Annotated in this window: 21 protein-coding genes; 12 read left to right on the top strand and 9 right to left on the bottom strand. The window is 59.6% G+C overall.

Annotated elements, in window-relative coordinates; translation table 11 throughout:
• Position 1: 1 nt before the first annotated feature.
• The 3 genes from nagA to I3J13_RS06045 are packed head-to-tail and all read right to left on the bottom strand — an operon-like array spanning position 2 to position 2,974.
• Positions 2-1,174 carry an N-acetylglucosamine-6-phosphate deacetylase gene (gene nagA, locus I3J13_RS06055; protein WP_196378276.1) on the bottom strand — a complete coding sequence of 391 codons (1,173 nt, stop codon included), beginning with the start codon at positions 1,172-1,174 and terminating at the stop codon, positions 2-4.
• Positions 1,171-2,193 carry an SIS domain-containing protein gene (locus I3J13_RS06050; protein WP_196378275.1) on the bottom strand — a complete coding sequence of 341 codons (1,023 nt, stop codon included), beginning with the start codon at positions 2,191-2,193 and terminating at the stop codon, positions 1,171-1,173. The genes nagA and I3J13_RS06050 overlap by 4 nt, the downstream gene beginning before the upstream one ends.
• A 28-nt stretch (positions 2,194-2,221) precedes the next feature.
• The gene (locus I3J13_RS06045) at positions 2,222-2,974 is read right to left on the bottom strand and encodes a GntR family transcriptional regulator (protein ID WP_003521268.1); all 753 of its coding nucleotides are present in this window, start codon (positions 2,972-2,974) and stop codon (positions 2,222-2,224) included.
• 153 nt (positions 2,975-3,127) lie between these two features.
• Here I3J13_RS06045 and I3J13_RS06040 point away from each other — a divergent pair, with 153 nt between their 5' ends.
• The 6 genes from I3J13_RS06040 (at position 3,128) to I3J13_RS06015 (ending at position 8,930) form a co-directional block, all read left to right on the top strand.
• Positions 3,128-3,310 (top strand): hypothetical protein, encoded by a 183-nt coding sequence (locus tag I3J13_RS06040; protein WP_059759935.1) that lies wholly within the window; start codon positions 3,128-3,130, stop codon positions 3,308-3,310.
• Between the two features lie 115 nt (positions 3,311-3,425).
• Positions 3,426-4,607 (top strand): Gfo/Idh/MocA family protein, encoded by a 1,182-nt coding sequence (locus I3J13_RS06035; RefSeq protein WP_196378274.1) that lies wholly within the window; start codon positions 3,426-3,428, stop codon positions 4,605-4,607.
• A 12-nt stretch (positions 4,608-4,619) separates the two neighbouring features.
• Positions 4,620-5,504, top strand: coding sequence for a carbohydrate ABC transporter permease (locus I3J13_RS06030; RefSeq protein ID WP_078052398.1), 885 nt, complete (start codon positions 4,620-4,622; stop codon positions 5,502-5,504).
• Positions 5,501-6,358 carry a carbohydrate ABC transporter permease gene (locus tag I3J13_RS06025; protein WP_078052399.1) on the top strand — a complete coding sequence of 286 codons (858 nt, stop codon included), beginning with the start codon at positions 5,501-5,503 and terminating at the stop codon, positions 6,356-6,358. The genes I3J13_RS06030 and I3J13_RS06025 overlap by 4 nt, the downstream gene beginning before the upstream one ends.
• Before the next feature lie 38 nt (positions 6,359-6,396).
• Positions 6,397-7,629 carry an ABC transporter substrate-binding protein gene (locus tag I3J13_RS06020; protein WP_196378273.1) on the top strand — a complete coding sequence of 411 codons (1,233 nt, stop codon included), beginning with the start codon at positions 6,397-6,399 and terminating at the stop codon, positions 7,627-7,629.
• Between the two features lie 188 nt (positions 7,630-7,817).
• Entirely contained in the window at positions 7,818-8,930 is a 1,113-nt protein-coding gene (locus I3J13_RS06015; RefSeq protein WP_078052401.1) for an ABC transporter ATP-binding protein, read from the top strand.
• A 149-nt stretch (positions 8,931-9,079) separates the two neighbouring features.
• Here I3J13_RS06015 and I3J13_RS06010 read toward each other — a convergent pair whose 3' ends face one another.
• Positions 9,080-9,565, bottom strand: coding sequence for a hypothetical protein (locus I3J13_RS06010; protein WP_003521277.1), 486 nt, complete (start codon positions 9,563-9,565; stop codon positions 9,080-9,082).
• 244 nt (positions 9,566-9,809) lie between these two features.
• Here I3J13_RS06010 and I3J13_RS06005 point away from each other — a divergent pair, with 244 nt between their 5' ends.
• The 6 genes from I3J13_RS06005 (at position 9,810) to I3J13_RS05980 (ending at position 16,983) form a co-directional block, all read left to right on the top strand.
• A complete protein-coding gene (locus I3J13_RS06005; RefSeq protein ID WP_065656977.1) occupies positions 9,810-10,673 on the top strand; it encodes a MurR/RpiR family transcriptional regulator in 864 nt (287 codons plus the stop codon).
• An 82-nt stretch (positions 10,674-10,755) separates the two neighbouring features.
• Positions 10,756-11,538, top strand: a complete 783-nt coding sequence (locus I3J13_RS06000; RefSeq protein WP_196378272.1) for an SDR family oxidoreductase — start codon at positions 10,756-10,758, stop codon at positions 11,536-11,538.
• 44 nt (positions 11,539-11,582) lie between these two features.
• Positions 11,583-13,502 carry a beta-N-acetylhexosaminidase gene (locus tag I3J13_RS05995; RefSeq protein WP_196378271.1) on the top strand — a complete coding sequence of 640 codons (1,920 nt, stop codon included), beginning with the start codon at positions 11,583-11,585 and terminating at the stop codon, positions 13,500-13,502.
• Positions 13,503-13,514: 12 nt separating this feature from the next.
• On the top strand, positions 13,515-14,948 hold the full coding sequence (locus I3J13_RS05990; RefSeq protein WP_196378270.1) for a M81 family metallopeptidase: 1,434 nt from the start codon (positions 13,515-13,517) through the stop codon (positions 14,946-14,948).
• A gap of 62 nt (positions 14,949-15,010) precedes the next feature.
• Positions 15,011-16,216: an MFS transporter gene (locus I3J13_RS05985; protein ID WP_020808536.1), complete on the top strand. Its 1,206-nt coding sequence runs from the start codon at positions 15,011-15,013 to the stop codon at positions 16,214-16,216.
• Between the two features lie 26 nt (positions 16,217-16,242).
• Positions 16,243-16,983: a copper homeostasis protein CutC gene (locus I3J13_RS05980; protein ID WP_196378269.1), complete on the top strand. Its 741-nt coding sequence runs from the start codon at positions 16,243-16,245 to the stop codon at positions 16,981-16,983.
• On the opposite strand, the gene I3J13_RS05975 is transcribed toward I3J13_RS05980, so the two are convergent.
• The 5 genes from I3J13_RS05975 to I3J13_RS05955 all read right to left on the bottom strand — a co-directional run bounded on the left by I3J13_RS05975 (position 16,949) and on the right by I3J13_RS05955 (position 22,839).
• Positions 16,949-18,100, bottom strand: a complete 1,152-nt coding sequence (locus I3J13_RS05975; protein ID WP_196378268.1) for a glycosyltransferase family protein — start codon at positions 18,098-18,100, stop codon at positions 16,949-16,951. The two genes, I3J13_RS05980 and I3J13_RS05975, sit on opposite strands and share 35 nt — an antisense overlap.
• The gene (locus tag I3J13_RS05970; RefSeq protein ID WP_196378267.1) at positions 18,097-19,344 is read right to left on the bottom strand and encodes a glycosyltransferase; all 1,248 of its coding nucleotides are present in this window, start codon (positions 19,342-19,344) and stop codon (positions 18,097-18,099) included. Before I3J13_RS05970 ends, I3J13_RS05975 begins: the two co-directional genes overlap by 4 nt.
• Before the next feature lie 43 nt (positions 19,345-19,387).
• Positions 19,388-20,596 carry a glycosyltransferase family protein gene (locus I3J13_RS05965; RefSeq protein ID WP_196378266.1) on the bottom strand — a complete coding sequence of 403 codons (1,209 nt, stop codon included), beginning with the start codon at positions 20,594-20,596 and terminating at the stop codon, positions 19,388-19,390.
• A 72-nt stretch (positions 20,597-20,668) separates the two neighbouring features.
• Positions 20,669-21,844 carry an ABC transporter permease gene (locus I3J13_RS05960; RefSeq protein WP_059759953.1) on the bottom strand — a complete coding sequence of 392 codons (1,176 nt, stop codon included), beginning with the start codon at positions 21,842-21,844 and terminating at the stop codon, positions 20,669-20,671.
• A complete protein-coding gene (locus I3J13_RS05955) occupies positions 21,841-22,839 on the bottom strand; it encodes an ABC transporter permease (RefSeq protein WP_003521288.1) in 999 nt (332 codons plus the stop codon). The genes I3J13_RS05960 and I3J13_RS05955 overlap by 4 nt, the downstream gene beginning before the upstream one ends.

Raw genomic sequence — 22,839 nt, 5'->3', positions numbered from 1 at the left:
TTCAGGCTCCGGAACGGGTGGCATCGTGGATTTTTTCTGCGCCGATCCATGTCGAATGCATCTGAAGGTCGGGTGTCAGCATGACGAAATCCGCATCGAAGCCGGGCAGGAGCTTACCTTTTCCGGAAGCGCCGACCGCCTCGGCGGGATAGGCGGACGCCATTCTCAAGGCCTCTTCAAGCGGTGTGTCCAGCTTTTCATGCATGAAGCGGATGCAGGAGAGCATATCGATATCCGCCCCCGCCAGCGTGCCGTCGGCCAGCGTCAGCCTGCCGCCGTTGCGATAGACGCGCCTGCCGTTCAGTTCGAAACCGTCATCATCCGTGCCGATGGTGGACATGGCGTCGGTGACGAGGAAAATGCGGCCGGGATTATTCTTGGCGCGAAGCGCAATGCCGATCGCTGCAGGATCGACATGGAAGCCGTCGGCGATCAGCCCGCAATCCAGCTTGCCGTTCGAAAGTGCCGCGCCCACCAGTCCCGGTTCGCGATGGCCGAGCGGGCTCATGGCGTTGAAGAGATGTGTCACCATGGATGCGCCGGCCTCGGCATAGGCCGTCGCGACGCTGAGGCCCACATCGGTATGGCCAAGGCTGACGACGATGCCGGCTTTGTGCAGCGCCGTGACCTGCGCTTCGGTTACGTTTTCCGGGGCGATGGTTGTCAGCACGAAGGGAAGCTTCGTCTTGCAGCCCGTCAGAACCGCGAGATCTGCCGTTTCCATCTTTCGGATCAGCGCCGGATCATGGGTGCCCTTGCGTGCGACGGAAAGATGCGGCCCTTCGAAATGCAGGCCGAGAAAGCCGGGCACCCCTGCCTTGTGCGCGGCGATGCCGGCTTCGGCGGCTTTGGCTGTGATATCCGGCCGGTCGGTGATGAGTGTGACCATCAGCGCCGTGGTGCCGAATTGCGCATGGGCCGAGCAGATGCGGGCAATGCCTTCCACATCCGGCTCGTTGTTGAACATCACGCCGCCGCCGCCATTGACCTGAAGGTCGATGAAGCCCGGCGCAATGAACAGTCCTTCCGCATCGATGATTTCGGCGTCTGCGGGCACGGATACGCGGTCGACGATGTCGGCAACGTGGCCATCACCGGTCACGAGCGCTTTGCCATCGTGCCACGCGGCGCCATCGAAAATACGGGCGCCGACAAATGCCTTGCTGCTGCTCATTGGGTTTCCGTCACCTTCTTCAATGCCACGGGCGCATCCGGGTTGAAGCCGCGGGCGCGCGACAATTGCTCGATGAAGCCGTAAAACGGCGCGATCAGCAACAGCGCATCGGTCAGCGGGTGATTGGTTTCCACAAACGGCAGGGGCTTTGCCGGGCTGCCTTTTGCGGAGGTGACGAAAACACTTGCGCCCTTGCCGGCGAGACCGGCCGCGATATCCGTCACGGAGGTTTCGGCGCGATCACGCGCGGCAAAAGCGATGACGGGAAATTTCGGTGCGACCAGCGAAACGGGGCCGTGCATCACTTCCGCCGACGAATAGGCCTCTGCGTGGAGTTCGCAGGTTTCCTTGCATTTCAGCGCGGCTTCCGCGGCAATGGCCAGCGCCGGACCGCGGCCCAGCATATAGAGCGATTCCTCGCCCTTGACCGCTTCGCCGATCTGGCTCCAGTCGAGCGCGATGGCCTTGGCGAAATTCTGCGGCAGGGCGCTGACGGCTTTGGCGAGCAGGCTGTCTTCCGTCCATTCGGCAAGGATTGCGAGGCCGGCGACGATGGAGTTGACGAAAGATTTGGTGGCGGCCACCGCTTTTTCAGGGCCTGCCTGGATATTGATGGCGTGATTGGCCGCATCGCCGAGCGGGGAGGGCAGGGTGTTGACCAGCGAGAAGGTGAGCGCGCCGCCCTTGCGGGCGCTTTCCGCCAGAGCGACGATGTCAGGGCTTTTGCCGGATTGCGAGACGGCGAAGGCCGCCGCCCGGTCCAGCCGCAGTTTCGTCTGGTAGATCGAGGCGAGCGAGGGGCCGAGCGAAGCGACCGGAAGCCCGGTCTGCAATTCGATCGCATATTTCAGGAAATGCGCGGCGTGGTCGGAGGAGCCGCGTGCAATGGTGACGATAACGGCCGGGTCACGGGCCTTCAGCCTGCCTCCGGCTTCGTGGAAGTCGGCATTGGCATTGTCCAGCAGGCGGGCGACTGCATCGGGAATCTCATCGATTTCCTGGCGCATCAGGGTTGTCATCGTTTCGTGTCCTTGATCAAGAGATTTGTCACTCGGGCCCCATCGTCAGTTCGGCGACGAGGTCATAGGCGTCGCTGCGGTACAGCGCGCGGGATATTTCCATGAGGCGCCCGCTTTCCAGATAGGCCATTCGCTGAACGGAAAGCGCTGCCGAACCCGGCGGAACCCCAAGCAGCAATGTTTCCTCATCGGTGAGGTTACGGGCGGAGATGCGCTGAATGGCGCGCACCGGGCGAATGCCGTTTTTCTCAAGCTCCAGATAAAGCGAGTTTTCCACCAGTTGCGGATCAGGCAGGATATCGCCCGGCAGGCTGGTGACTTCGAGTGCGATTGGCTGGTCATTGGCAAGACGCAGACGCGTGAGCCGCGCCACCATGGCGGATTGGGAAAGGCCGAGCGCCATCATCTCGTCCCCGGTCGGGTGGAACAGGCCTCTGTCCAGCCAGCGGGTGCTCGCCGTCATCCCGCGCCGGCGCATGTCCTCGGTAAACGAGGTGAGCTTGGTAAGGGGCTGCTGCATGCGGGTGATGGGCTTGACGACGAAAGTACCCGAACCGTGCCGGCGAACGAGAAGGCCGTCGCGGACGAGATCGTCCACCGCCTTGCGCACCGTGACGCGGCTGACGCAGGCGCTTTCGGCGATATCGCGCTCCGGTGGCAAGGCATCGCCGTGCTTCAGGCGGCCGCCATTGATGGCGTCTTCAATCGTCTGGCGCAGTTTCAGGTAAAGCGGGCCGCCGCCTGATTGCAGGTCGTCCAGATTAAGCGCTGCCCCGTTCATCCATAACCTCTGTCACGATCCATGTGGTCGGCGATATGGCCGGCTCTGGCTATATCACATGCCGCGCAATCGGCAATACCAAAATAGAACCATTGCTAGATTTGTACGATTAATCGGTGGTTTTTTCGGTATTTTGCCGAATAATAAGGCTTCATGCTTGATATTTTCGCATTAACCAAAAAAATTTTCTCGATAACGGAATTGCTCTGGACGATTGGCATTTTTTTGGTATTGTTTTTTGCGTCGGTGGTCGGCGGCGATCCGTTTCGTATCCGTCGCGCCGGAAAAATCGGTTTCCGACTCGCGGCAGCGTTTGCGAAATCGAATTTAGCTTGACCGTTGTGAAAATTAATTTCATCGTGGCAGGAAATTATCGCAGATAACCGGACGACTAGCACAGAAATGGTCGCTTCTGCGAAAATGAATTACGAATGAACAGGGAACAAAGTTCATGAAGGTGGGAATTATCGGACTCGGATTCCGTCTCGGTTATCTGGGCTACGTTTTTCATGAGATCGACAAGGATTTCGAGATCGTCGGTTATGTCGATCCCGCGCCGGCGGGCCTGCCGGGCCTGCAGGAAAAGGGCATTTCGGCCGGCAAGGCTTACGATAGTCCCGAGGCGCTGATCGCAAACGAAAAATTCGATCTCTTGATGATCGGCTCACCGAACCACATGCATCTGGAGCATATCCGTATCGGGCTTGAGGCCGGCTGCACCATCTTCTCGGAAAAACCCATCGTCGTCAGCATCGAGGAAAGCCTTGAGCTCGCCCGGCTGCTCAACAAGCACGGTCACGAGCGGCTGCTCGTCGGTCTGGTTTTGCGTTATTCCCCGCTCTACCGCGATCTGCGCGCCGCGCAGGCGGAAGGCAAGCTGGGCGATGTCGTTTCCATCGAGGCCTCGGAGCATATCCCGCCATATCACGGCGCATTCTTCATGCGCGACTGGCGGCGTTACGAGAATTATTCCGGCTCTTTCATGCTGGAAAAATGCTGCCACGACCTCGATCTCTATAATGGCGTGGTCGGTGCGCGGCCGCGTTTCGTATCGAGCTTCGGCGGGCGCAAGAGCTTCACGCCGGCAAACGCGCCGCAGCATGACGGCATCAACGACATGGAAGTTTACCATCGCAAGCCGAGCGGCTGGATGGGCTCCGACAAGGTCTTCGACAGCGACGGCGACATCATCGATTACCAGACGGCGATCGTCGAATATGAGAACGGCGCATCGCTCGCCTTCCATACCAATCTCAACGTTCCCGATGATTTCCGCCGTTTCTGCGTCATCGGCGCCAAGGGCATGGCCGAGGGTGATTTCGTGCGCGGCTTCCTGAACGTGCACAATGCCCGGACAAATGAAAAGACCGTGGCCAAGACCTATTCGGCGGCGACCGCGCTCTCGCAGCATTACGGTGCGGACGAGCAGATGGCCGAGGACGTCATCGCCCATATCGTCAAGGGTGCGGCCCTTCCGGTTTCCGCGCTCGATGCGATCGAGGCCGGTATTCTGGCGCTTGCGATGGACGAAGCGCGCCATGGCCGTAAAGTGATCGATCTCAAGCTGGTGTGGGAGGAATACGATCTGGCGCTGCACGGGCAGCCGAAATCCCCCGCTGTGAAATCGGCTTGAGGGGGGTGGGCAATGGATGCAAAACGTAGTGCAGTCGTCTTCGCCTGGTTTCTTCTTCTGCCGGCGCTTTTATATATCACGCTAATCGTTGCCTACCCGCTCGTGGATACGTTTATCCTGTCGTTCACCGATGCATCGCTTAAAAAAGTGACGAATTGGGTCGGCTTCATCAACTACGAGAAGATTTTCAACGCGACGTTTGCCGATGTCATCACGCGGACCTTTATCTGGACGTTCTTTTCCGTCTCGATAAAGATGATCATCGGCACATTCGGTGCGGTCTTGCTGAATTCGGCCGTGCCCGGCCGGGCGCTGTTCCGTATCCTGACCATGCCGCCATGGATCGTGCCGATGGCTATCGGCATCTTCATGTGGGGCTGGATGTATAACGGCCAGTTCGGCATGATTTCCGGGGTGCTCCAGAACCTCGGCCTGGTGGATGGCCCGGTTGCGTTCCTTGCCTATGGCAACACGGCCTTCTGGGCGACGGTCGTCACCGATGTCTGGATTGGTGTGCCGATGGTGACGCTCTATTTGCTGGCCGCCATCCAGTCCATTCCGCAGGACCTCTACGAGGCGGCGTGGACCGATGGCGCCAGCCGCGCCTACCGCTTTCGCCGTATCACCCTGCCTCTGATGCTGCCCGCCATGATCACCATGTCGGTCCTGTCACTGATTTCGACCTTCAATTCTTTCGATATCATCTGGATTCTTACGCGTGGTGGTCCAAACGGCGAAACCACGACAATGATCATCGATACCTACAAGACGGCGATAGGAGCTTACAAATATGGTGAAGGTGCCGCGCGCGCCGTGCTGATCTGCATCTTCCTGTCGATCTTCACCTTCTTTTATTTCCGCATCACCAGCCGTATCTCGCAGGAGGCCAGCCGATGACCGACAAAAATGCGATGATCAACCGCTACAGGTGGTATGAGGTTGTCGGGATTTATTGCGGCGTCGCCGTGTTCCTAACCTTCGTGCTGGCGCCCTTTGTGGAAGGCTTTCTGGTTTCGCTGAAACCGCTCAGCCTGCTGTTTTCGTCCCCTTATAAGTTTTGGCCCGAGAACGGCTCCTTCGAGGCCTACCGGACGATGTGGGTCAGCGTGCCTGGCTTTGCGCTTTATATTTTCAACTCCTTTTTCATCGCGGGGAGCATTACGCTCATCGTTCTTGCACTCGTGATACCCGCTTCATACGCGTTTGCCCGCTTTAACTTCAAAGGCGCGGGTTTGCTATTGGGAATATTTCTTGCTGTTAAGATGTTCTCGGGAGCCGTGCTGCTTATTCCATTGTTTCGCCTCATGCGATCCATTGGCGTATTGAATACCTATTTCGCGATGATCATTCCCGGAGTCGCTTTTATAATTCCAACTGGCATCCTGCTCCTCGTGACCTATATGCGCCGCATACCCCGAGAGCTGGAGGAGGCGGCTTATGTCGATGGTGCAAGCAGGCTTTACACCCTGCGTCGGGTTGTCCTGCCCATAGCAACGCCCGGCATAGCGGTCGTCGCAATCTCATCGTTTATCGAGGCCTATGCGCAGCAATTCATCTACGCGCTGACGTTCAATTCCAAGACCGAATATATGCCGCTGCCCGTGGGCCTGTTTGCCTATTTCGGCCGGCAAGAAGTCGTCTGGAACGAACTTATGGCAGCGAGCTTCGTCGGTATCGCGCCAGCGATGATCGCGATTTTCCTGATGCAACGATATCTCGTCGGCGGGCTAACCGCAGGCGCGGTGAAATAATCAATAACCGGAACGACCACCAAAACGGGAGACTACCTATGGCACTGAAACATTACGGATTGGCGCTATGCGCTTTCGCATTTGCCGGTTCCACCGCCCTTGCGACGGTGACGGCGCATGCCGCCGACAAGGAGATCAGCTGGATCTATTGCGGCGACAAGATGGATCCCATCCATGAAAAATACATCAAGGAATGGGAAGGCAAGAACGCAGGCTTCAAGGTCGTGCCTGAGGTCGTCGGCTGGGAGCAGTGCCAGGACAAGGCTACAACGCTCGCTGCCGCCGGCACCCCGGTCGCCATGGCCTATGTCGGTTCGCGCACGCTGAAGCAGTTCGCGCAGAACGATCTCATCGTTCCGGTGCCGATGACTGAAGACGAAAAGAAGAGCTACTACCCCAACATCGTTGACACCGTGACCTTCGAGGACACGCAGTGGGGCGTGCCGGTCGCCTTCTCGACCAAGGCGCTTTACTGGAACAAGGACCTTTTCAAGCAGGCGGGTCTCGATCCGGAAACGCCGCCGAAGACCTGGGCCGAAGAGATCGCGTTTGCCAAGCAGATCAAGGAAAAGACGGGCATCGCCGGTTACGGCCTGCCGGCCAAGACCTTCGACAATACCATGCACCAGTTCATGCACTGGGTTTACACCAACAACGGCAAGGTGATCGACGGCGACAAGATCACCGTCGACAGCCCGCAGGTTGTTGCAGCGCTGAAGGCCTATAAGGACATCACGCCCTATTCCGTCGAAGGCCCGACGGCCTATGAGCAGAACGAAATCCGCGCCATCTTCCTCGATGGCAAGGTCGGCATGATCCAGGCCGGTTCGGGCGCCGCCACGCGCCTGCAGGAAACCAAAATCAACTGGGGCATCGCCACGCTGCCGCTCGGCCCGGAAGCAAAGGGCCCCGGCACGCTGCTCATCACCGACAGCCTTGCGATCTTCAAGGGAACCGGCGTGGAAGAAAAGGCGACCGAATTCGCCAAATTCATCACCTCCCCCGGCCCGCAGGGCGAATACGAACTGCAGGGCGGCGCGGGCCTCACCCCGCTGCGTCCGTCGCCGAAGGTCGATGAATTCATCGCCAAGGATCCCTTCTGGAAGCCGCTGATCGACGGTATCGCCTATGGTGGTCCCGAGCCGCTCTTCACGGACTACAAGGGCTTCCAGGACACGATGATCGAAATGGTGCAGTCTGTCGTCACTGGCAAGGCAACACCGGAAGATGCCGCGAAGAAAGCGGCTTCGGCTCTCGAGCAGTATAAATAATCTTTCATGAGCACGGATGCGGGCGCTGGCCGTCCGCATCCGGCAAGTTTCGCCGTGGGAATGCCTTGCGTCTTCCGGGATGCTCTTTCCCCCTGTTTTCAACGGTTCCGATTCCGTGTGGCTTTGCCCCTGTTTCGGAACATCTCTGAACGTGGCCAGATGTCGGCCGCTGACGGGAGAGGCAAGTCTTGGGTCAGCTTTATCTCAACAACGTCCGCAAGAACTATGGACATTTCGAAGTCATCAAGGGCGTTCAGCTCGACATCAGGGATGGCGAGTTCGTCGTTTTTGTCGGCCCCTCGGGATGCGGCAAATCCACATTGCTGCGCATGATCGCCGGCCTTGAGGATATTTCCGCTGGCGACGTCGTCATTAACGGCGTGAAGGTCAATGACTTGCCGCCGGTCAAACGCGGCATCGCCATGGTTTTCCAGTCCTATGCGCTCTACCCGCACATGACGGTTTTTGAAAACATCGCTTTTCCGCTGCGCGTCGAGAAGATGGAGGGGGACAAGATCAAGCAGAAGGTCGAGGGCGTCGCCAAGATTCTCCAGCTCGATCAGCGTCTGCAGCAGCGCCCGGGCATGTTGTCCGGCGGTCAGCGCCAGCGCGTGGCGATCGGCCGCGCCATCGTTCGCGAGCCGAAAATATTCCTGTTCGACGAGCCGCTTTCCAACCTCGATGCAGCACTTCGCGCCGATATGCGCATCGAACTCACCAATCTTCACCGGACGCTGAAGGCGACGATGATCTATGTCACCCACGATCAGGTGGAAGCCATGACCATGGCCGACCGTATCGTGGTGTTGAATGCCGGCGAAATCGCCCAGGTCGGTGCGCCGCTCGAGCTTTATCACAAGCCGGCTAACCTCTTCGTGGCAGGTTTCATCGGCAACCCGAAAATGAATTTCCTGAAGGTCACGTGCAAATCCGTCAGCGCCGAGGGTGTGACGGTGGAATATGAGGGCCAGACGATCACCGTGCCGGTGGAGCCCCGCGCCGGTCTTGAAGGCAAGCAGCTGACGCTCGGCATCCGCCCGGAACATACCGGCCTCGAAACGGCCGACCTCAATGTCACGGTCGCGCCCAGCGTGATCGAGCGGCTCGGGGTCAATACCATCGCCTATGGCGTCGCGCCGACGGGTGAGAATTATTGCGCGCTGCTTTCCGGCTCCGCACCTGTGGTCGTGGACGAGCCCATCGTCACCGGTATCAAGGCATCGGATTGCCATCTGTTTGACGAAAGCGGCATTGCGCTCGAGCGGCGCGTCGATCTTTCAGTCCTCAAGCTGATCCAATAAGGCGCAGGAGCCGGGCCATGTTATCTGTTTTTCCATGCCCGGCTGTTCCTGACGCGATCCGTCTCCGGCATTTTTCCGCCCCTTCCAGACGAAAAAACAACGCCGGGCTTTCGGCCCGGCGTGCGAAGCTTTTCCAGATGTCCGCTGGATCACGGCATGGGGTTGGGCATGTAGCCGGTGAAACCGCTGATCTTCCAGCGTCCCTGATGCAGCCGGCAATAATAGAGCGTCTGCCATTTCATGACGTCGAAGCTGCCATCGGCCTTGCGAAGCCCACCGTCGAACTTCTTGCGCACCAGCGCGGTCTCACCTTCCACTTCGATTTCTTCCAGCGTGGTGGTCGCAAAGATCGCATCGCGCGGGTTATCTGCGAATTGCTGGGTTTGAAAATCCTGCGCCTGCCGCAGCCACTCGTCGCGATAGGCGCTGAGCGAAGGGAACGACAGGCGCCAATTGTCCGGGTTCGCATCCCGGTTGGCGTTGATGCCGAGAAAGCCGTCCTCGACGAAATCGTCCGCGACCTTCGACCAGTCGGCGGCAAGGAAAGCGTCGATGTCCCGCGTTACCAGCATCTCCCAGATGGAATGGCGGGCGATGTCTGTTTCGGGAAAGGGGTTTTTGAAGGGATCACGCATGGTTTCGGTCCATTATTGAAATTATTTTCAAGATTTGGAGATTTCTCTGGTGTTGATTGTTGGCATATGCTCATCTCTCAATCAACAGAGAAAATAATTTTCAAATCAAAGGTGCGCGCGGTGTCGTCAGCAAGACGAAACATCCTCGATTCATGGATCTATGCGGTTGACGGGCGCGCTTTCTTAGGGTGCATCGGAAACGGGGCCAAGCCTTAAGTTTTGGCGGAACGGAGACCCGGTGAACATGGATATTTTCGCAAAAATACAGGAAGACAGGGGACAATTCTCGCAGTCGGAGCGGCGGATTGCCGATATTCTGGTTTCGGACTTCGAATTCGCCGTCAATGCCTCGATCATCGAGCTGGCGGCCCGCGCCGAAGTGTCGCCGCCGACCGTGACGCGGTTCTGCCGTCGGCTGGGGTGCCAGAGCTTTTCGGATTTCAAGGTCAGCCTCGCCAAGACGGCCTATGTGGGTATTCGATACCTCACCTCCGAACCCTCCAGCACCGGTCCCTCGGATGTGGCGGAAGAGGTGCTCGCCAAGGCACAGGAAGCGCTTTTCCTGTTGCACAGGACGCTCGATCCCGCCCTTGCCGATGAAGCGGCGATCAGGATCGCCAATAGCGGCATGATCTATGCCTTCGGCGCAGGCGGCAATTCCTCGATGATCGCTTCGGAAATCCAGAACCGGCTGTTCCGCCTGGGCCTGCGTGTTTCGACCAGTGCCGATCACAGCATGCAGCTGATGATGACGGCTGCGGCGCGCAAGGAAGATGTCATCATCGGTTCGTCCTTTTCCGGCCGCAACATGGAACTGGTGAAATGTTTCAGGCTGGCGCGGGAAATGGGGGTCACCACCATTGCGCTCACCCAGAGCGACACGCCTGTTGCCGCGGCCGCCGACATGGTGGTGGCCGTCAATGTGCCAGAGGGAAACAATATCTTCCGCCCCACCTCATCGCGCTACGCCTATCTGGCCGCCGTCGATGTTCTGGCGACGCTTGCTGCCTATCATCAACGGCAACGATCAATGGTGACGTTACGTCACATCAAGCAGCAGCTCGTGGAACATCGTGACCCGGATGACAAGCAATTGCTCGGTGACTGAGGCGGGCTGATGAAAAATACAGGCTGCTTTGCCTGAGACCCGCTTTATGGCGGGTCGGAAAGCTTCAAGGGAGTTGTAGGAGATGAAGGACAGGAAAGACCAGCTCGCCGTCGTTACCGGCGCGGCAGGTGATATTGGCCGGGCAATTGCCACGGCGCTGGCCGAAAGCCATGCAAAGGTCGTGTTGGTCGATATTGACCCCGACGCCCTTTCGAGCGCGCTATCCCTGCTTTCCGGTCCCCGCTTCGTTGCGAAAACCTGCGATGTCACCGATCCGCAGGACCTTGCGAGGCTGGCCGCCGAGGTTGCGGAGTTGGGCGATGTTGTAACCCTTGTCAACAATGCGGGCGCCGCAAGGGCCGTCAGCCTGCATGACACGACCGCCGATATATGGCGCAGGGACAATGCCCTCAATCTGGAAGCGCCGTTTCTCTGCTTCAGGGCTTTCGAAGAGGCGTTGAAGCGGACCCAGGGGTCGGTGGTCAATATCACATCCGTCAACGGCATGGCGGTGTTCGGCCATCCGGCCTACAGCGCGGCGAAGGCCGGGTTGATCCATCTGACCAAGCTGATCGCCGTCGAATACGGCAAATTCGGCATCCGTTCCAATGCCGTTGCGCCGGGCACCGTGCGCACCCAGGCATGGGAGGCGCGGGCCGCCGCCAATCCTCAGGTCTTTGAGGAAGCCAAGCACTGGTATCCGCTGCAGCGCATCGTGCGGCCCGAAGATGTGGCCAACGCCGTCGCCTTTCTGGCCGGCCCACAGGCGGAGGCGATCAGCGGCGTATGCCTGCCGGTCGATTGCGGACTGACGGCGGGGCAGGCGCCGCTGGCCCGGACCTTCTCGCAATCCGAACATTACTGACCGTAGCCCTCCTGAGGGCTCAATGCGCAATAAAGGGGAGCATCATGGCGCTCGCACATTATCGTCTCGAAAATTCCTGGCATCCGCTCAAAGATTCCGCCTCGGGCGGTTTTACCTTTACTCTGGTCAATCTTTCCCGCGAGCCGCTGAAGGATTTTCGCATCGTCTACACGTCATTGACGCGGACGGTGGACAAGCCCGCTTGCGACAATGCCGTTTATCTGCGCCGCAACGCCAATTTCCATGAGTTTGCACCGCCGGCGGGCTTCGTGCTCGAGCCGGGGAAATCATGGCGCTTCATCGTCGATGGCCTGCTGCGACCGGCCCGGCATCGCACGGATGGCGCGAAATCCGCCTATGTCAGCCTTGCCGACGGAACGCATCGCGCCGTCGATGTCGGTGACCTGATGCTGGATGGGCGTCACAGCGAGCCGGCACCGGTGCTGCTTCCCGAAGGCAAGCTCGATCTGCCCTTTTCCATTCAGCCCTGGCCCGCTGAAATCGATGCCGAACCGGGCGAGGGTTTTCCCGTCGCGCTCTTCCCGGCGGAAGATGCGGGCGCAGAAGAAGTGCTTGCGGTGGAAACCGTGCTTTCGCTGTTCCGCCGGCTCTTTGCCGTCGGGCACGTGCCCTTCAGCCTTGCGCCGGTTCATGAGGGAAAACCGCTTCGTTTCAAGCGGCATAGCGGGCTGGAAGCAGAAGGTTATCGCCTTACTTTTTCAAAAGAAGCGGTGGTCGTGGAATATTCGGCCGCTGCCGGTCTGCAATATGGCCTGACGGTTCTGGCGCAGCTGCTGCATGGCGCACGCATCGATCCCCAATTCCGCTTCCCGGCCTCCGGCACCATCAGCGATGCGCCGCGGTATAGCTGGCGCGGCTGCCATCTTGATGTCTCCCGGCAATTCTATCCGACAGGCGATGTCCTGAGGCTTATCGATATTCTCGCATGGCTGCGTATGAACCGCTTCCATTGGCACCTGACGGATGACGAGGCATGGCGGCTCGAAATCAAGGCCTATCCGTTGCTGACCACTGTTGGCGCCACGCGCGGCCCGGATGCGCCGCTTCTGCCGCAGCTCGGGAACGGGGCTGAGCCGGTGTCGGGCTATTACACGCAGGACGAGGTGCGCATGGTCGTCGCGCATGCGGCGGCATTGAACGTCGAAATCGTGCCGGAAGTCGATATTCCGGGCCACAGCACGGCGGCTCTCGTGGCCTATCCGGAGCTGACGGATGGGCAGGAGGCGCCGGACAGCTACCGCTCTGTGCAGGGATACCCGAACAACGCGCTCAACCCGGCCATCGAGCCGACCTATGAATTCCTCGGCAAGATATTCGACGAGATGGTGGAGCTGTTCCCGTCGCGGCTGATCCATATTGGCGGCGATGAGGTTGCGGATGGGTCGTGGCTGGCCTCGCCGCTTGCCAAGGCGCTGATGGAAAAGGAGGGGCTCGACGGCACCTTTGGTATCCAGTCCTATTTCATGAAGCGCATTCAGGGGATGCTGCATGAGCGCGGCCGCGAGCTTGCCGGCTGGGACGAGGTTTCCCACGGCGGCGGTGTCGATCCCGCCGGAACGTTGCTGATGGCGTGGCAGAAGCCGGAAGTCGGGCTTGAGCTTGCAAAGCAGGGCTATGACGTGGTGATGACGCCGGGTCAGGCCTATTATCTCGACATGGTGCAGGATGAAGCATGGCAGGAGCCGGGCGCAAGCTGGGCCGGCACCGTTCCACCTTCGCATACTTATGCCTATGAGGCCGTCGGCGAATTTCCCGAGGAGTTGAAGGAGCGGATGAAGGGCGTTCAGGCCTGCATCTGGTCTGAACATTTCCTCAATCGCGCCTATTTCAACCATCTGGTTTTCCCCCGTCTGCCGGCGATTGCCGAGGCGGCGTGGACACCAAAGGCGCAAAAGGACTGGCTGCGTTTTGCGGCCATCGTCCCCTTGAACCCGGTTTATTGAGGGGAAACCGACATGCGTATTGCCGTGGGTGGAATTCATACCGAATGCAGCACCTATTCGCCGGTGCTGATGGGCGAGCAGGATTTTCGCGTCTTTCGCGGCGCGGAACTGCTGGAGGCCGAGTATTTCAATTTCCTCGGTGAAGGCGGGGTGGACGTGTTGCCGCTTCTGCATGCGCGGGCGGTGCCGGGCGGCCCGGTGTCGCGCGCGGCCTATGAGGCGTTCAAGGCGGAGTTTCTCGAACGCCTTAAGGCCTGCCTGCCGCTGGACGGGCTTTATCTCGCCATGCATGGCGCGATGAATGTCGAAGGTATGGACGATGCGGAAGGTGACTGGATTTCAAGCGCCCGCGCCGTCGTCGGGCCGAATGTCGTGGTCTCTGCGAGCTATGATTTGCACGGCAATGTCAGCCAGACGATCATCGATCAGCTTGACATATTTGCCGGCTATCGAACTGCGCCGCATATCGATGTGCGCGAGACGATGGTGCGGGCGTGGGCGATGCTGCTGAAGGCCCTGAAGACCGGTGAAAAGCCCGGCGTGGCCTGGGCGAAAATTCCGGTTCTGCTGCCGGGTGAGAAGACCTCCACGGAAGACGAACCCACCAAAAGCCTTTATGCCGTTCTGCCGGATCACGATGCGCGGCCCGGCATTTGGGATGCGAATTTCATGATCGGCTACGTCTGGGCGGACGAACCCCGGGCGACGGCCTGCGCCGTGGTAACGGGAACGGACAAAGCGGCCACACAGGCGGTCGCGACCGAGATCGCGCAATCTTACTGGAATGCCAGGCAGGATTTTCGTTTCGGCCCCGTGACCGAGCCGCTCGAGGCCATTCTGGATATCGCCGAAAACACGGCAACGCGACCGATCATCTTGGCCGACTCCGGCGATAACCCGACCGGCGGTGGGGTTGGCGATCGCGCCGATGTTCTGGCTGCGCTGATTGTGCGCAACTGGCAGGGCGCGCTGCTGGGCGGCATCACTGACAGGCCGGCGGTCGAAGCCTGTTTTGCGGCCGGCGAAGGTGCTGCGCTTTCCCTGAAGATCGGCGGCAGTCTCGATCCGCAGAGCCCGTCCGTGACCGTCGAAGCCCGCGTTGTGAAACTGGACGATCCAGGTGCTGCTGACCAGCGGCAGGCAGCGGTCGCTATCGGCGGCATCACGGTCATTCTGGCGGCGCGGCGCAGGCCCTATCACATGATTTCCGATTTCACCCGTCTCGGCTTTAATCCAAAGGAGGTGCGGCTGCTGGTCGTCAAGTCCGGTTATCTTTCACCGGAACTTGCGCCTATCGCCAATCCCAACCTCATGGCGCTGACGGAAGGAGTCATCAATCAGGATATCGAAAATCTTCCCAATCGCCGCCGGGACGGCGATTTTTACCCATGGAAGCCGCATTTCGATTATACCCCTCAGCCCATCCTTTCGGCCCGCTGGCGATGACAGCGGTTCGGTAGCTTTTATCCAGCGATCCGGCGGTGCCGGATCATCTCAGGCGAATATCCATGCCGTCGGCTCTTTCCATCGTCATCAACAATCCGTCGATCCGCATCGGGGCGCTCGCCATCCTGTTCTTCGGGTTTTCGAATGCGGCGACCGCCCCCTATCAGGCGGTCATCGGTATTCGCGAAATCGGGCTGAGCAACAGCGTCTATTCGCTGCTGATGCTGTTTGCCGCTGTCATTAATGTCAGCGCCAGCGTGTTGATGGGCATCGTCGCAGACAGGCTGGGCGAATATCGCAAGCCAATGCTCTATATCGCGCTCTTTGGCGTCAGCGGTTATCTGCTGGTCTATCTGGCCGGCAACGCTACCGCCTTCGTTGCCGCGAAGCTTGTGCTTCTGCCGATTTTCGGAGCGATGAATTCATTGATCTTCGCCCATGTGCGCGCCGACGCGCGCAACCTTTCGACGGGTGAGATGATCGCGGTGAATTCGATCATGCGGGCAACCATCTCGCTTTCCTGGGTGCTGGTGCCGGGCATTGTCGGTGTTTTTCTGGTGAATTCCGGCAATATGCTGATGGCGTTCCTGTTTTCGGGCATCTGCGCGCTTGTCTGCTTTCTGCTCGTTGCCTTCTGCCTGCCGCGGGCCGCCACGCCGGCATCGGCAAATACCGAAGCGCGGTTTGGTCTGCGCGCCTCGCTTGCGGAAATCGGATCGCGGCGGGTGCTGCTGCGGATCATCGCCATCGCGCTCATCTGCTCAATGCTGCATCTCAACGATTCCGTGCGCTCGCTCATCATAACCGGACAGGCCAAGGGCACGGTGGCGGATATCGGCATTGTTGCGGGTATCGTCGCTGCGCTGGAAATCGTCTTCATTCTCCTGTGGGGCTGGATCGAGAAGAAGGTTCCGCAGACGCTGACACTTGCGGCGGGAGCGGGGCTTTACGCCATCTATCTCATTCTGCAGGGGCTTGCTTCAGCGCCGTGGCATATCTACGCCCAAACGGTCATCAGTGCGCTGGGCGCCGCCGCGATCATCAGCATTCCAATTACCTATCTGCAGGAACTGATCGCGGACCGGCCGGGACTCGGAAGCTCGCTGATTGCGGTCAATATCTTCCTCGGCGCTGGTCTGGGTGCGTTGATTTTTGCCGTTGGAACCCTGGTCTCCAGCTATTCGGGGACTTCCATATTGGGGGCGATTGTGGGGCTCGGCGGCGTTTATATGCTTTACGCGCTTGATGGAAAGGGCCGCCGCAGGTAACGGCCACCCAAATGAAAGAGGTTACGATGATTCTCGAAATTTGCGTGGACGATGTCGCCGGTCTGGAAGCGGCGGTCAGCGGCGGGGCCGATCGGATCGAGCTCTGCGCGGCGCTTTCGGGCGGCGGTGTAACGCCATCGGCGGGTTTCATGCAGCGCGCTGCGTCCTGCGGGGTGCCGGTGAGCGTCATGATCAGGCCGCGCGCCGGTGATTTCGTGTTCACACGCGACGAAGCGGATGTGATGAAACGCGATATTGATGCGGCAAGGGCGGCCGGTCTTTCCGGCGTGGTGCTCGGCGCATCGCGTGGCGATGGTTCGCTTGATATCGGCTTGCTTGAAGAACTGCGCAGTCATGCCGACGGGCTGGATGTGACCCTGCACCGGGCTTTCGATGTCGTGCCTGACATGGACGAGGCGCTGGAAGCCGCCATCGCATTGGGGTTCCCAAGAATTCTCACTTCAGGCGGCGCGCGTTCGGCGCTTGAAGGGATTGAGGCTCTGGCCCACTTGTCCGAGATGGCGGCAGGCCGGATCGTCATCATGCCCGGTGCCGGTGTGCGTCCGCAGAGCGTTCAGACATTGCTGGATCGCTTTCCGATCACGGAAATCCACGCATCCTGTTCCGCCGTTCCATCCTTTGATCCCGACAGCAGGGTGGCGAAGCTCGGTTTCACCGGCGCAGGGCGCAAGGTTACCGATGAGGCGGCGGTTCGCGAGTTGAAGACAATCCTCACCGCTCATCGTAAAGATGGCGCAGCGCTCTAGCCGTTCCGGCCGCGCCATCGAGATCGAGCGTGATCGTGCCGGGTGCCGGCAGGGACAATGCCGCCTTGATGGCATCGGCCATCGCTTGCGCCGAAATATCCTTCTCCTCCAGCACATGCGCCAGCCCCAGCCGCGCCAGCCGTTCGGCGCGGGCGCTCTGTTCGGTTTCGCCTCCGGCTGCGAAAGGGATCAGAAGCGAGCGGCATTTTGCCTGAAGAATATCGCAGACGGTGTTGTAACCGGCCTGTGAAATCGAAAGCCGTGCGCCGGCGAGCAAACTTGCGAAATCCTTGCGGAAATGGAAGACGGACACATTTCCCGCCGCCCGCGCCGAGATCGCATCGAAATCCGCCTGCGGCATGTTGGGACCGGTCACGAGGCACCAGCTCTTGATGCTACCCAAGAGGGGGGCAGCCTCGAGAGCAGCCCGTATGAGTGCGGCCCCAACGGCGCCGCCGCCTGCGGAAACCACGATATCGAATTTTTCCGCCGGTTCCGGCGGCGGAAGGGGGGCGACGAGGCCGGTATAGACGATGCGCTGGCTGATCTCGCCGGCAAGCGGAAAGGTCTCTTCCAGCCGGGCGAAATCCGGATCGCCATGGACGAGCACCGCATCGAAATGTTTCTTCACCAGTGAAACGGTCTCTTCGTCCCGGCCCGGTTTGGTCTTTTCCTGCAAGATATCGCGCAGCGACGCCATGACGAGCGGGCGCGGTTCGCTGTCTTCTATCTCATCGAGAAGCGGCAACAATTCGAAACGCACCTGCCTGCGGCCGAAGGGGAACGCCTCGATGATAACGATATCGGGTTTTGCGCCGTGATAGGCGCCGATCAGCATGTCGGTTCTAAGCCTCTTGAAGTCGTCATCCACCGGTTTGCCGGAACTGTCGACCAGGCCGGCAAAACTGCCGTCGCTGACGGCGATGGGCGGCAATTCGACATGGCGGATGCCCTCGCCCGGAAAGCCCGGAACCGGCGTGCCACCCGTGACCAGCACGACATCGAAACCGTTCGCCTGAAGGGCGTTGGCAATGCGGCTGGCGCGGGCGATATGGCCGATGCCGAGAAGATGCTGGACGTAGAAGAAGACGCAGGGGCGTTTTTCCGTATCGGTCATGGCGTTTTTTCCCACTCGGTCTCGAACAGGGCCTTCAGCTCGACAATGCTGGTGCGATGGTCGAAGGCGGTGCGCACACGGTTTTCGGCGGCACTGCCAAGACGCTGGCGCAATTGCGGATCGGTGATGGCCGTGCGCAGGGCCTCTGCGAAGGCGGTCGGATTTTCCGGTTCCGTCAGCAGGCCGTTTTCACCGCTGACGAAGAACTCCGGAATGCCGGAAATATTGGTGGAGATGCAGGTCAGCGCCTGGCTCGCGGCCTCGACCAGCACATTTGGCAGGCCGTCGCGGTCGCCATCGCTGGTGATGCGGCAGGCAAGGGCGAAGAGGTCCGCTTCCCGGTAGTTCTCCAGCACCTGCTTCTGGTCCATGGCGCCGGTCCAGACGATCCTGTCGGCGACGCCAAGTTCGTCTGCAAGTTTCTTCAGGGCGGCCAGTTCATCGCCGCCGCCGATATGGGTGAAGCGCCAATGGATATCCTGCGGCAGCGAGGCGAGCGCGCGCAGGAGAATATCGATGCCCTTTTTCTTGACCGCCCGGCCGACGCTCAAAATCCTGACCGGATCATCGGCATCTGAACCGTCTCTTGCCGGTCGTGGCGTGTCGAAATGCGGGAAACGGGTGAGATCGAGGCCATGATAACTCAGATGCACATTCTGCTTTGACCCGGAAAGGGTCTGCAGATGCTGGAAGCCGCCGGCAGTGCAGGTCACGGCCCAGCGGGCGCTTTGCAGCTTGGCGGCAAGGTCGCGGTCGTTCGAGGTCCAGATGTCCTTGGCGTGTGCCGAGATCGTCCAGGGCGTGCCGGTAATGAGGTGGGTATAGGCGGCGACCGAGGCGGGCGTATGGATGAAATGGACATGCAGCCATTCGGCATCCGCCGGCCATTCATGCGCGAGAACCGCAGCCTGCCCGAAACGGCGGAAGCGATTGCGGCTGAGATCATGCGACAGGTCGTTGAAAAAGCGGCGAAGCGCCTTGGTGAAGCCCGGCTTTTTTCGGCACGCCCACAATGCCTTTAGAACGCGCAGCGGCTCCTCGTGCAGATATTCCGGCAGATATGTGACGGGCGCGCGGATTTCATCGTGAACGGGATGGCGCTTCTTGTCCGTGGGCCGGCGCATCGACATGAGTTCGAGTTTCAGCCCGGCCTTTTCCAGCCCCAAAAGCTCCTGGGCGATGAAAGTCTCGGACAGGCGCGGATAGCCCTTGAGGAGCACCACGATTTTTTTTGTATCGGTCACGTTGCGCGTGTCTCTTTTGAAGCGGTGTTTGTTGGGGAACCGGTCACGCGGTCAGCGTGATCGGCGCCTTGTCACCCTCGGGCGGCAGCCATTCGGCTATCCGGCGCGATATGTTTTCCAGACCGTCCAGCTTCAGCCCGCGCGCATTGACGGAGGGCGGCGCGCGGTTCGGCAGTGACTTCAGAGCTGCCGCCATTTTTGCCGGGTTTTCGGCATCTTCCGGCAGAAGCATGTCGAAAAGGCCAAGCTCCGAGGCACGGCTGGCGCGGATAAGCTGCTCTTCGCGCGGCACCGTGCGCGGCACGACGAGGGCGGGTTTGTCGAAGGACAATATCTCGCAGACGGTATTGTATCCGCCCATCGAGACGACGGCCTGCGCGCCGGCAACGAGATCTTCCATGCGGTTGTCGAATTCGATGATTTCGATATGCGGAATATCGGCAACACTGCTCATGAAGCGCTGGCGTTGATCCGCCGGCATATAGGGGCCGAGCACCACCAGCGACTTGTGCGTCAGTTCGGTGTCATGGCGATAGGCGTTGATGACGTCGTCGATCAATTCGCTGCCATCGCCGCCGCCGCCGGTGGTGACGAGAAGGTAATCGCCTTCCGGCCGATGCGATACGGTTTCGGCCTGCGTCTTCGATCTTTGCAGGAAACCGACGAAATCCATCTTGTCGCGCACGGTGTGCGGAACGTCGAGCCCCGTCAGCGGATCGTGGAAATCGGGTGGGCCATAAATCCAGACGTGGTCATAGAACTGGCCAATCTTGGTCATGACATTGTTGCGCTTCCACTCCGCTTCGAGCAGCTGCGGTGCATCCATGACGTCGCGCAGGCCGATGACGAGCTTGGTGCCCTGTCCCTTGAGATAGGCGAGCGTTTCCTCCACCTCGCCGCGCAGGCCCATGGGCTCCTTGTCGACAATGAAGATATCCGGCTGGAAGCTTTCGGCCGTGTGGTAGATGATGGAGCGGCGCATCTTCAAGGTTTCCTGAAGATCGATATGCCTGTCCATGGACGTATATTCGCCGTTGCGCAGCTTGATGACGCTCGGGATTTTCACGAAATCGACGCGGGCGCGGTAATCGAAGGCGCCGGCAATCGTCGCGCCTGAAATGATGAGGACGTTGAGGCCGCGATAATCCTCCACCAGAGCATGCGCGATGGTGCGACACCGCCGCAGATGCCCGAGCCCGAAGGAATCGTGGCTGTACATGAGGATACGCGCGTCGTTCAAACGGGAGGTCATGGGCCACACCTCTTTTTGCCTTTCACAAAAAAGGCGATGGCGGAAGGGCAGTTTATCAAAGGGTGTTCCATTTTATCTGAAGGGATCCGCAGCATCACGTAGTCCGTCGCCGAAGAAATTAAAGGCCAGAATGACGAGAACGACCGGGATCGTCGGGATGAGAAGCCATGGATATAGCGCAATGACGCTGACGCTGCGCGCCTCCGTGAGCAGAATTCCCCAACTTGTGATCGGTGGTCTGAGACCGAGGCCGAGGAAGCTCAGTGCGGTTTCGCCGAGAATCATGCCCGGTATCGTCAGGGTGGCCGAGGCGATCAAGTGTGACATGAAGCCGGGAATAAGGTGCCTGCCGATGATGCGCGGCGTGCTGGCACCCATTAATTGTGCAGACAAAACATAGTCTTCTTCGCGAAGCGCCAGAAGTTTCGAGCGCACGGCGCGTGCAAGGCCCGTCCAGTCCAGCATACCGAGAATGATGGTGATGCCGAGATAGACGAGGATGGGGCTCCAGGTCACCGGCATGATCGCCGCAAGCGCCAGCCAGAGCGGAATGCTCGGGATGGATTGCAGGACCTCGATGATGCGCTGGACAATCAGATCGAATGTGCCGCCGCGATAACCCGCCAGACCGCCGATCACAATGCCGAGAACGAAGCTCATGGCGACGCCGAGAAGGCCGATGGTCAGCGAAATGCGCGCGCCATAGATGATGCGGGACAGCACGTCACGGCCGAGACGATCCGTGCCGAGCAGGAACAATTCACCACCCTCCGCCGGGCAGACGAGATGGGTTCTGCCCTCGAACATGCCCCAGAAGCGATAGGTATCGCCCTTGCAGAAGAAACGCAGCGGCTGGATATCCGTCGGCACATCCCGGTAGACCCGTCTCAGATTGTCCATGTCGAGCGTCATTTCTCGGCCATAAACGAAGGGGCCGACAAATTTTCCGTCATTGAACAGGTGAATGGCCTGCGGCGGGGCGTAGATATGCTCGATATTGCGGGTGTGGAGATTATAGGGTGCGAGGAATTCGCAGATCAGGATCGAAAGATAAAGCACCACCAGAAAGGCGCCGGACCACACCGCGATCTTGTGCTGACGGAACTGCCACCACATGAGGCGCAGCTGCGAGGCCTTGCTGAAGGCCGCCATTCCTGACGTGTTGGGTTCGATCAGCGACGGGTCGAAGGGCGCGGTCGAGACGTAATGGGGCAGCGCTTCGCCGGGTTTCGGAATGGATGAAGTCATTTGACGTTACCACCTCCGAAGCGGATTCGCGGATCGAGTATGGCAAGGGCGATATCCGACACCAGAACGCCGATCACCGTCAGGAAAGCGAGGAACATCAGGAATGAGCCGGCGAGATACATGTCCTGGCTCTGCAACGCCCTGATGAGCATGGGACCGGTGGTTTCGAGCGACAGCACGACGGCGGTGATTTCCGCGCCTGATATGATGGCCGGCAGGATCGAGCCGATGTCCGAGATGAAGAAATTCAGCGCCATGCGCAGCGGATATTTGGTGAGCACCTTGAAGGGATGTAGCCCCTTGGCGCGGGCGGTGACCACATATTGTTTCTGCAATTCATCGAGCAGGTTGGCGCGCAGGCGGCGGATCATGCCGGCGGTGCCCGCCGTTCCGATGATGAGGACGGGGATCCAGATGTGTTCGAGGATCGACTTGAACTTCGCCCAGCTCATCGCCTGGTTCAGATATTCCCGATCCATCAGATGGCCGATGGAGATGCCGAACCAGATATTGGCGAAATACATCAGGATCAGCGCCAGCATGAAGTTGGGAATGGCGATGCCGAGCAGGCCGAGAAAGGTGAGCCCGTAATCGCCCCAGCTGTATTTATGCGTGGCGGAGTAGATGCCGATCGGGAAGGCGATAAGCCAGGTGACGATGATGGTGACGAAGGAGACCAGAACCGTCAGCCACAGGCGGTCTCCCACCACATCGCTGACCGGCAGCTGATATTCGAAGGAATAACCGAAATCGCCGACCAGCATGCCGGTCGCCCAGCGGAAATAGCGGATCGGGGCTGGCTGGTCGAAACCGTAGCGGACACGCAGCTCCTCGATTTCGGCAAGGTTCGCCGTCTCGCCCATGGCGCGCAGCTCGGCGACATAGCTTTCGAAATAATCGCCCGGCGGCAATTCGATGATGGTGAAGACCAGCATCGAGATCAGGATCAGTGTCGGGATCATGACGAGGATGCGCTTTAGAATATACCGCAGCAT

The sequence above is a fragment of the Agrobacterium leguminum genome (genome assembly GCF_015704895.1).
Classification (GTDB): Bacteria; Pseudomonadota; Alphaproteobacteria; order Rhizobiales; family Rhizobiaceae; genus Agrobacterium; species Agrobacterium leguminum.
The sequence above is the reverse complement of the archived record's forward strand: the minus strand, read 5'-3'. Positions and strand labels throughout refer to the sequence as shown.

What these genes read in the sequence shown, in the direction of transcription:
- nagA (WP_196378276.1), bottom strand. Translation starts at nt 1,174, where the DNA reads ATGAGCAGCAGCAAGGCATTTGTCGGCGCCCGTATTTTCGATGGCGCC.
- I3J13_RS06050 (WP_196378275.1), bottom strand. Translation starts at nt 2,193, where the DNA reads ATGACAACCCTGATGCGCCAGGAAATCGATGAGATTCCCGATGCAGTC.
- I3J13_RS06045 (WP_003521268.1), bottom strand. Translation starts at nt 2,974, where the DNA reads ATGAACGGGGCAGCGCTTAATCTGGACGACCTGCAATCAGGCGGCGGC.
- I3J13_RS06040 (WP_059759935.1), top strand. Translation starts at nt 3,128, where the DNA reads ATGCTTGATATTTTCGCATTAACCAAAAAAATTTTCTCGATAACGGAA.
- I3J13_RS06035 (WP_196378274.1), top strand. Translation starts at nt 3,426, where the DNA reads ATGAAGGTGGGAATTATCGGACTCGGATTCCGTCTCGGTTATCTGGGC.
- I3J13_RS06030 (WP_078052398.1), top strand. Translation starts at nt 4,620, where the DNA reads ATGGATGCAAAACGTAGTGCAGTCGTCTTCGCCTGGTTTCTTCTTCTG.
- I3J13_RS06025 (WP_078052399.1), top strand. Translation starts at nt 5,501, where the DNA reads ATGACCGACAAAAATGCGATGATCAACCGCTACAGGTGGTATGAGGTT.
- I3J13_RS06020 (WP_196378273.1), top strand. Translation starts at nt 6,397, where the DNA reads ATGGCACTGAAACATTACGGATTGGCGCTATGCGCTTTCGCATTTGCC.
- I3J13_RS06010 (WP_003521277.1), bottom strand. Translation starts at nt 9,565, where the DNA reads ATGCGTGATCCCTTCAAAAACCCCTTTCCCGAAACAGACATCGCCCGC.
- I3J13_RS06005 (WP_065656977.1), top strand. Translation starts at nt 9,810, where the DNA reads ATGGATATTTTCGCAAAAATACAGGAAGACAGGGGACAATTCTCGCAG.
- I3J13_RS06000 (WP_196378272.1), top strand. Translation starts at nt 10,756, where the DNA reads ATGAAGGACAGGAAAGACCAGCTCGCCGTCGTTACCGGCGCGGCAGGT.
- I3J13_RS05995 (WP_196378271.1), top strand. Translation starts at nt 11,583, where the DNA reads ATGGCGCTCGCACATTATCGTCTCGAAAATTCCTGGCATCCGCTCAAA.
- I3J13_RS05990 (WP_196378270.1), top strand. Translation starts at nt 13,515, where the DNA reads ATGCGTATTGCCGTGGGTGGAATTCATACCGAATGCAGCACCTATTCG.
- I3J13_RS05985 (WP_020808536.1), top strand. Translation starts at nt 15,011, where the DNA reads ATGCCGTCGGCTCTTTCCATCGTCATCAACAATCCGTCGATCCGCATC.
- I3J13_RS05980 (WP_196378269.1), top strand. Translation starts at nt 16,243, where the DNA reads ATGATTCTCGAAATTTGCGTGGACGATGTCGCCGGTCTGGAAGCGGCG.
- I3J13_RS05975 (WP_196378268.1), bottom strand. Translation starts at nt 18,100, where the DNA reads ATGACCGATACGGAAAAACGCCCCTGCGTCTTCTTCTACGTCCAGCAT.
- I3J13_RS05965 (WP_196378266.1), bottom strand. Translation starts at nt 20,596, where the DNA reads ATGACCTCCCGTTTGAACGACGCGCGTATCCTCATGTACAGCCACGAT.
- I3J13_RS05960 (WP_059759953.1), bottom strand. Translation starts at nt 21,844, where the DNA reads ATGACTTCATCCATTCCGAAACCCGGCGAAGCGCTGCCCCATTACGTC.
- I3J13_RS05955 (WP_003521288.1), bottom strand. Translation starts at nt 22,839, where the DNA reads ATGCTGCGGTATATTCTAAAGCGCATCCTCGTCATGATCCCGACACTG.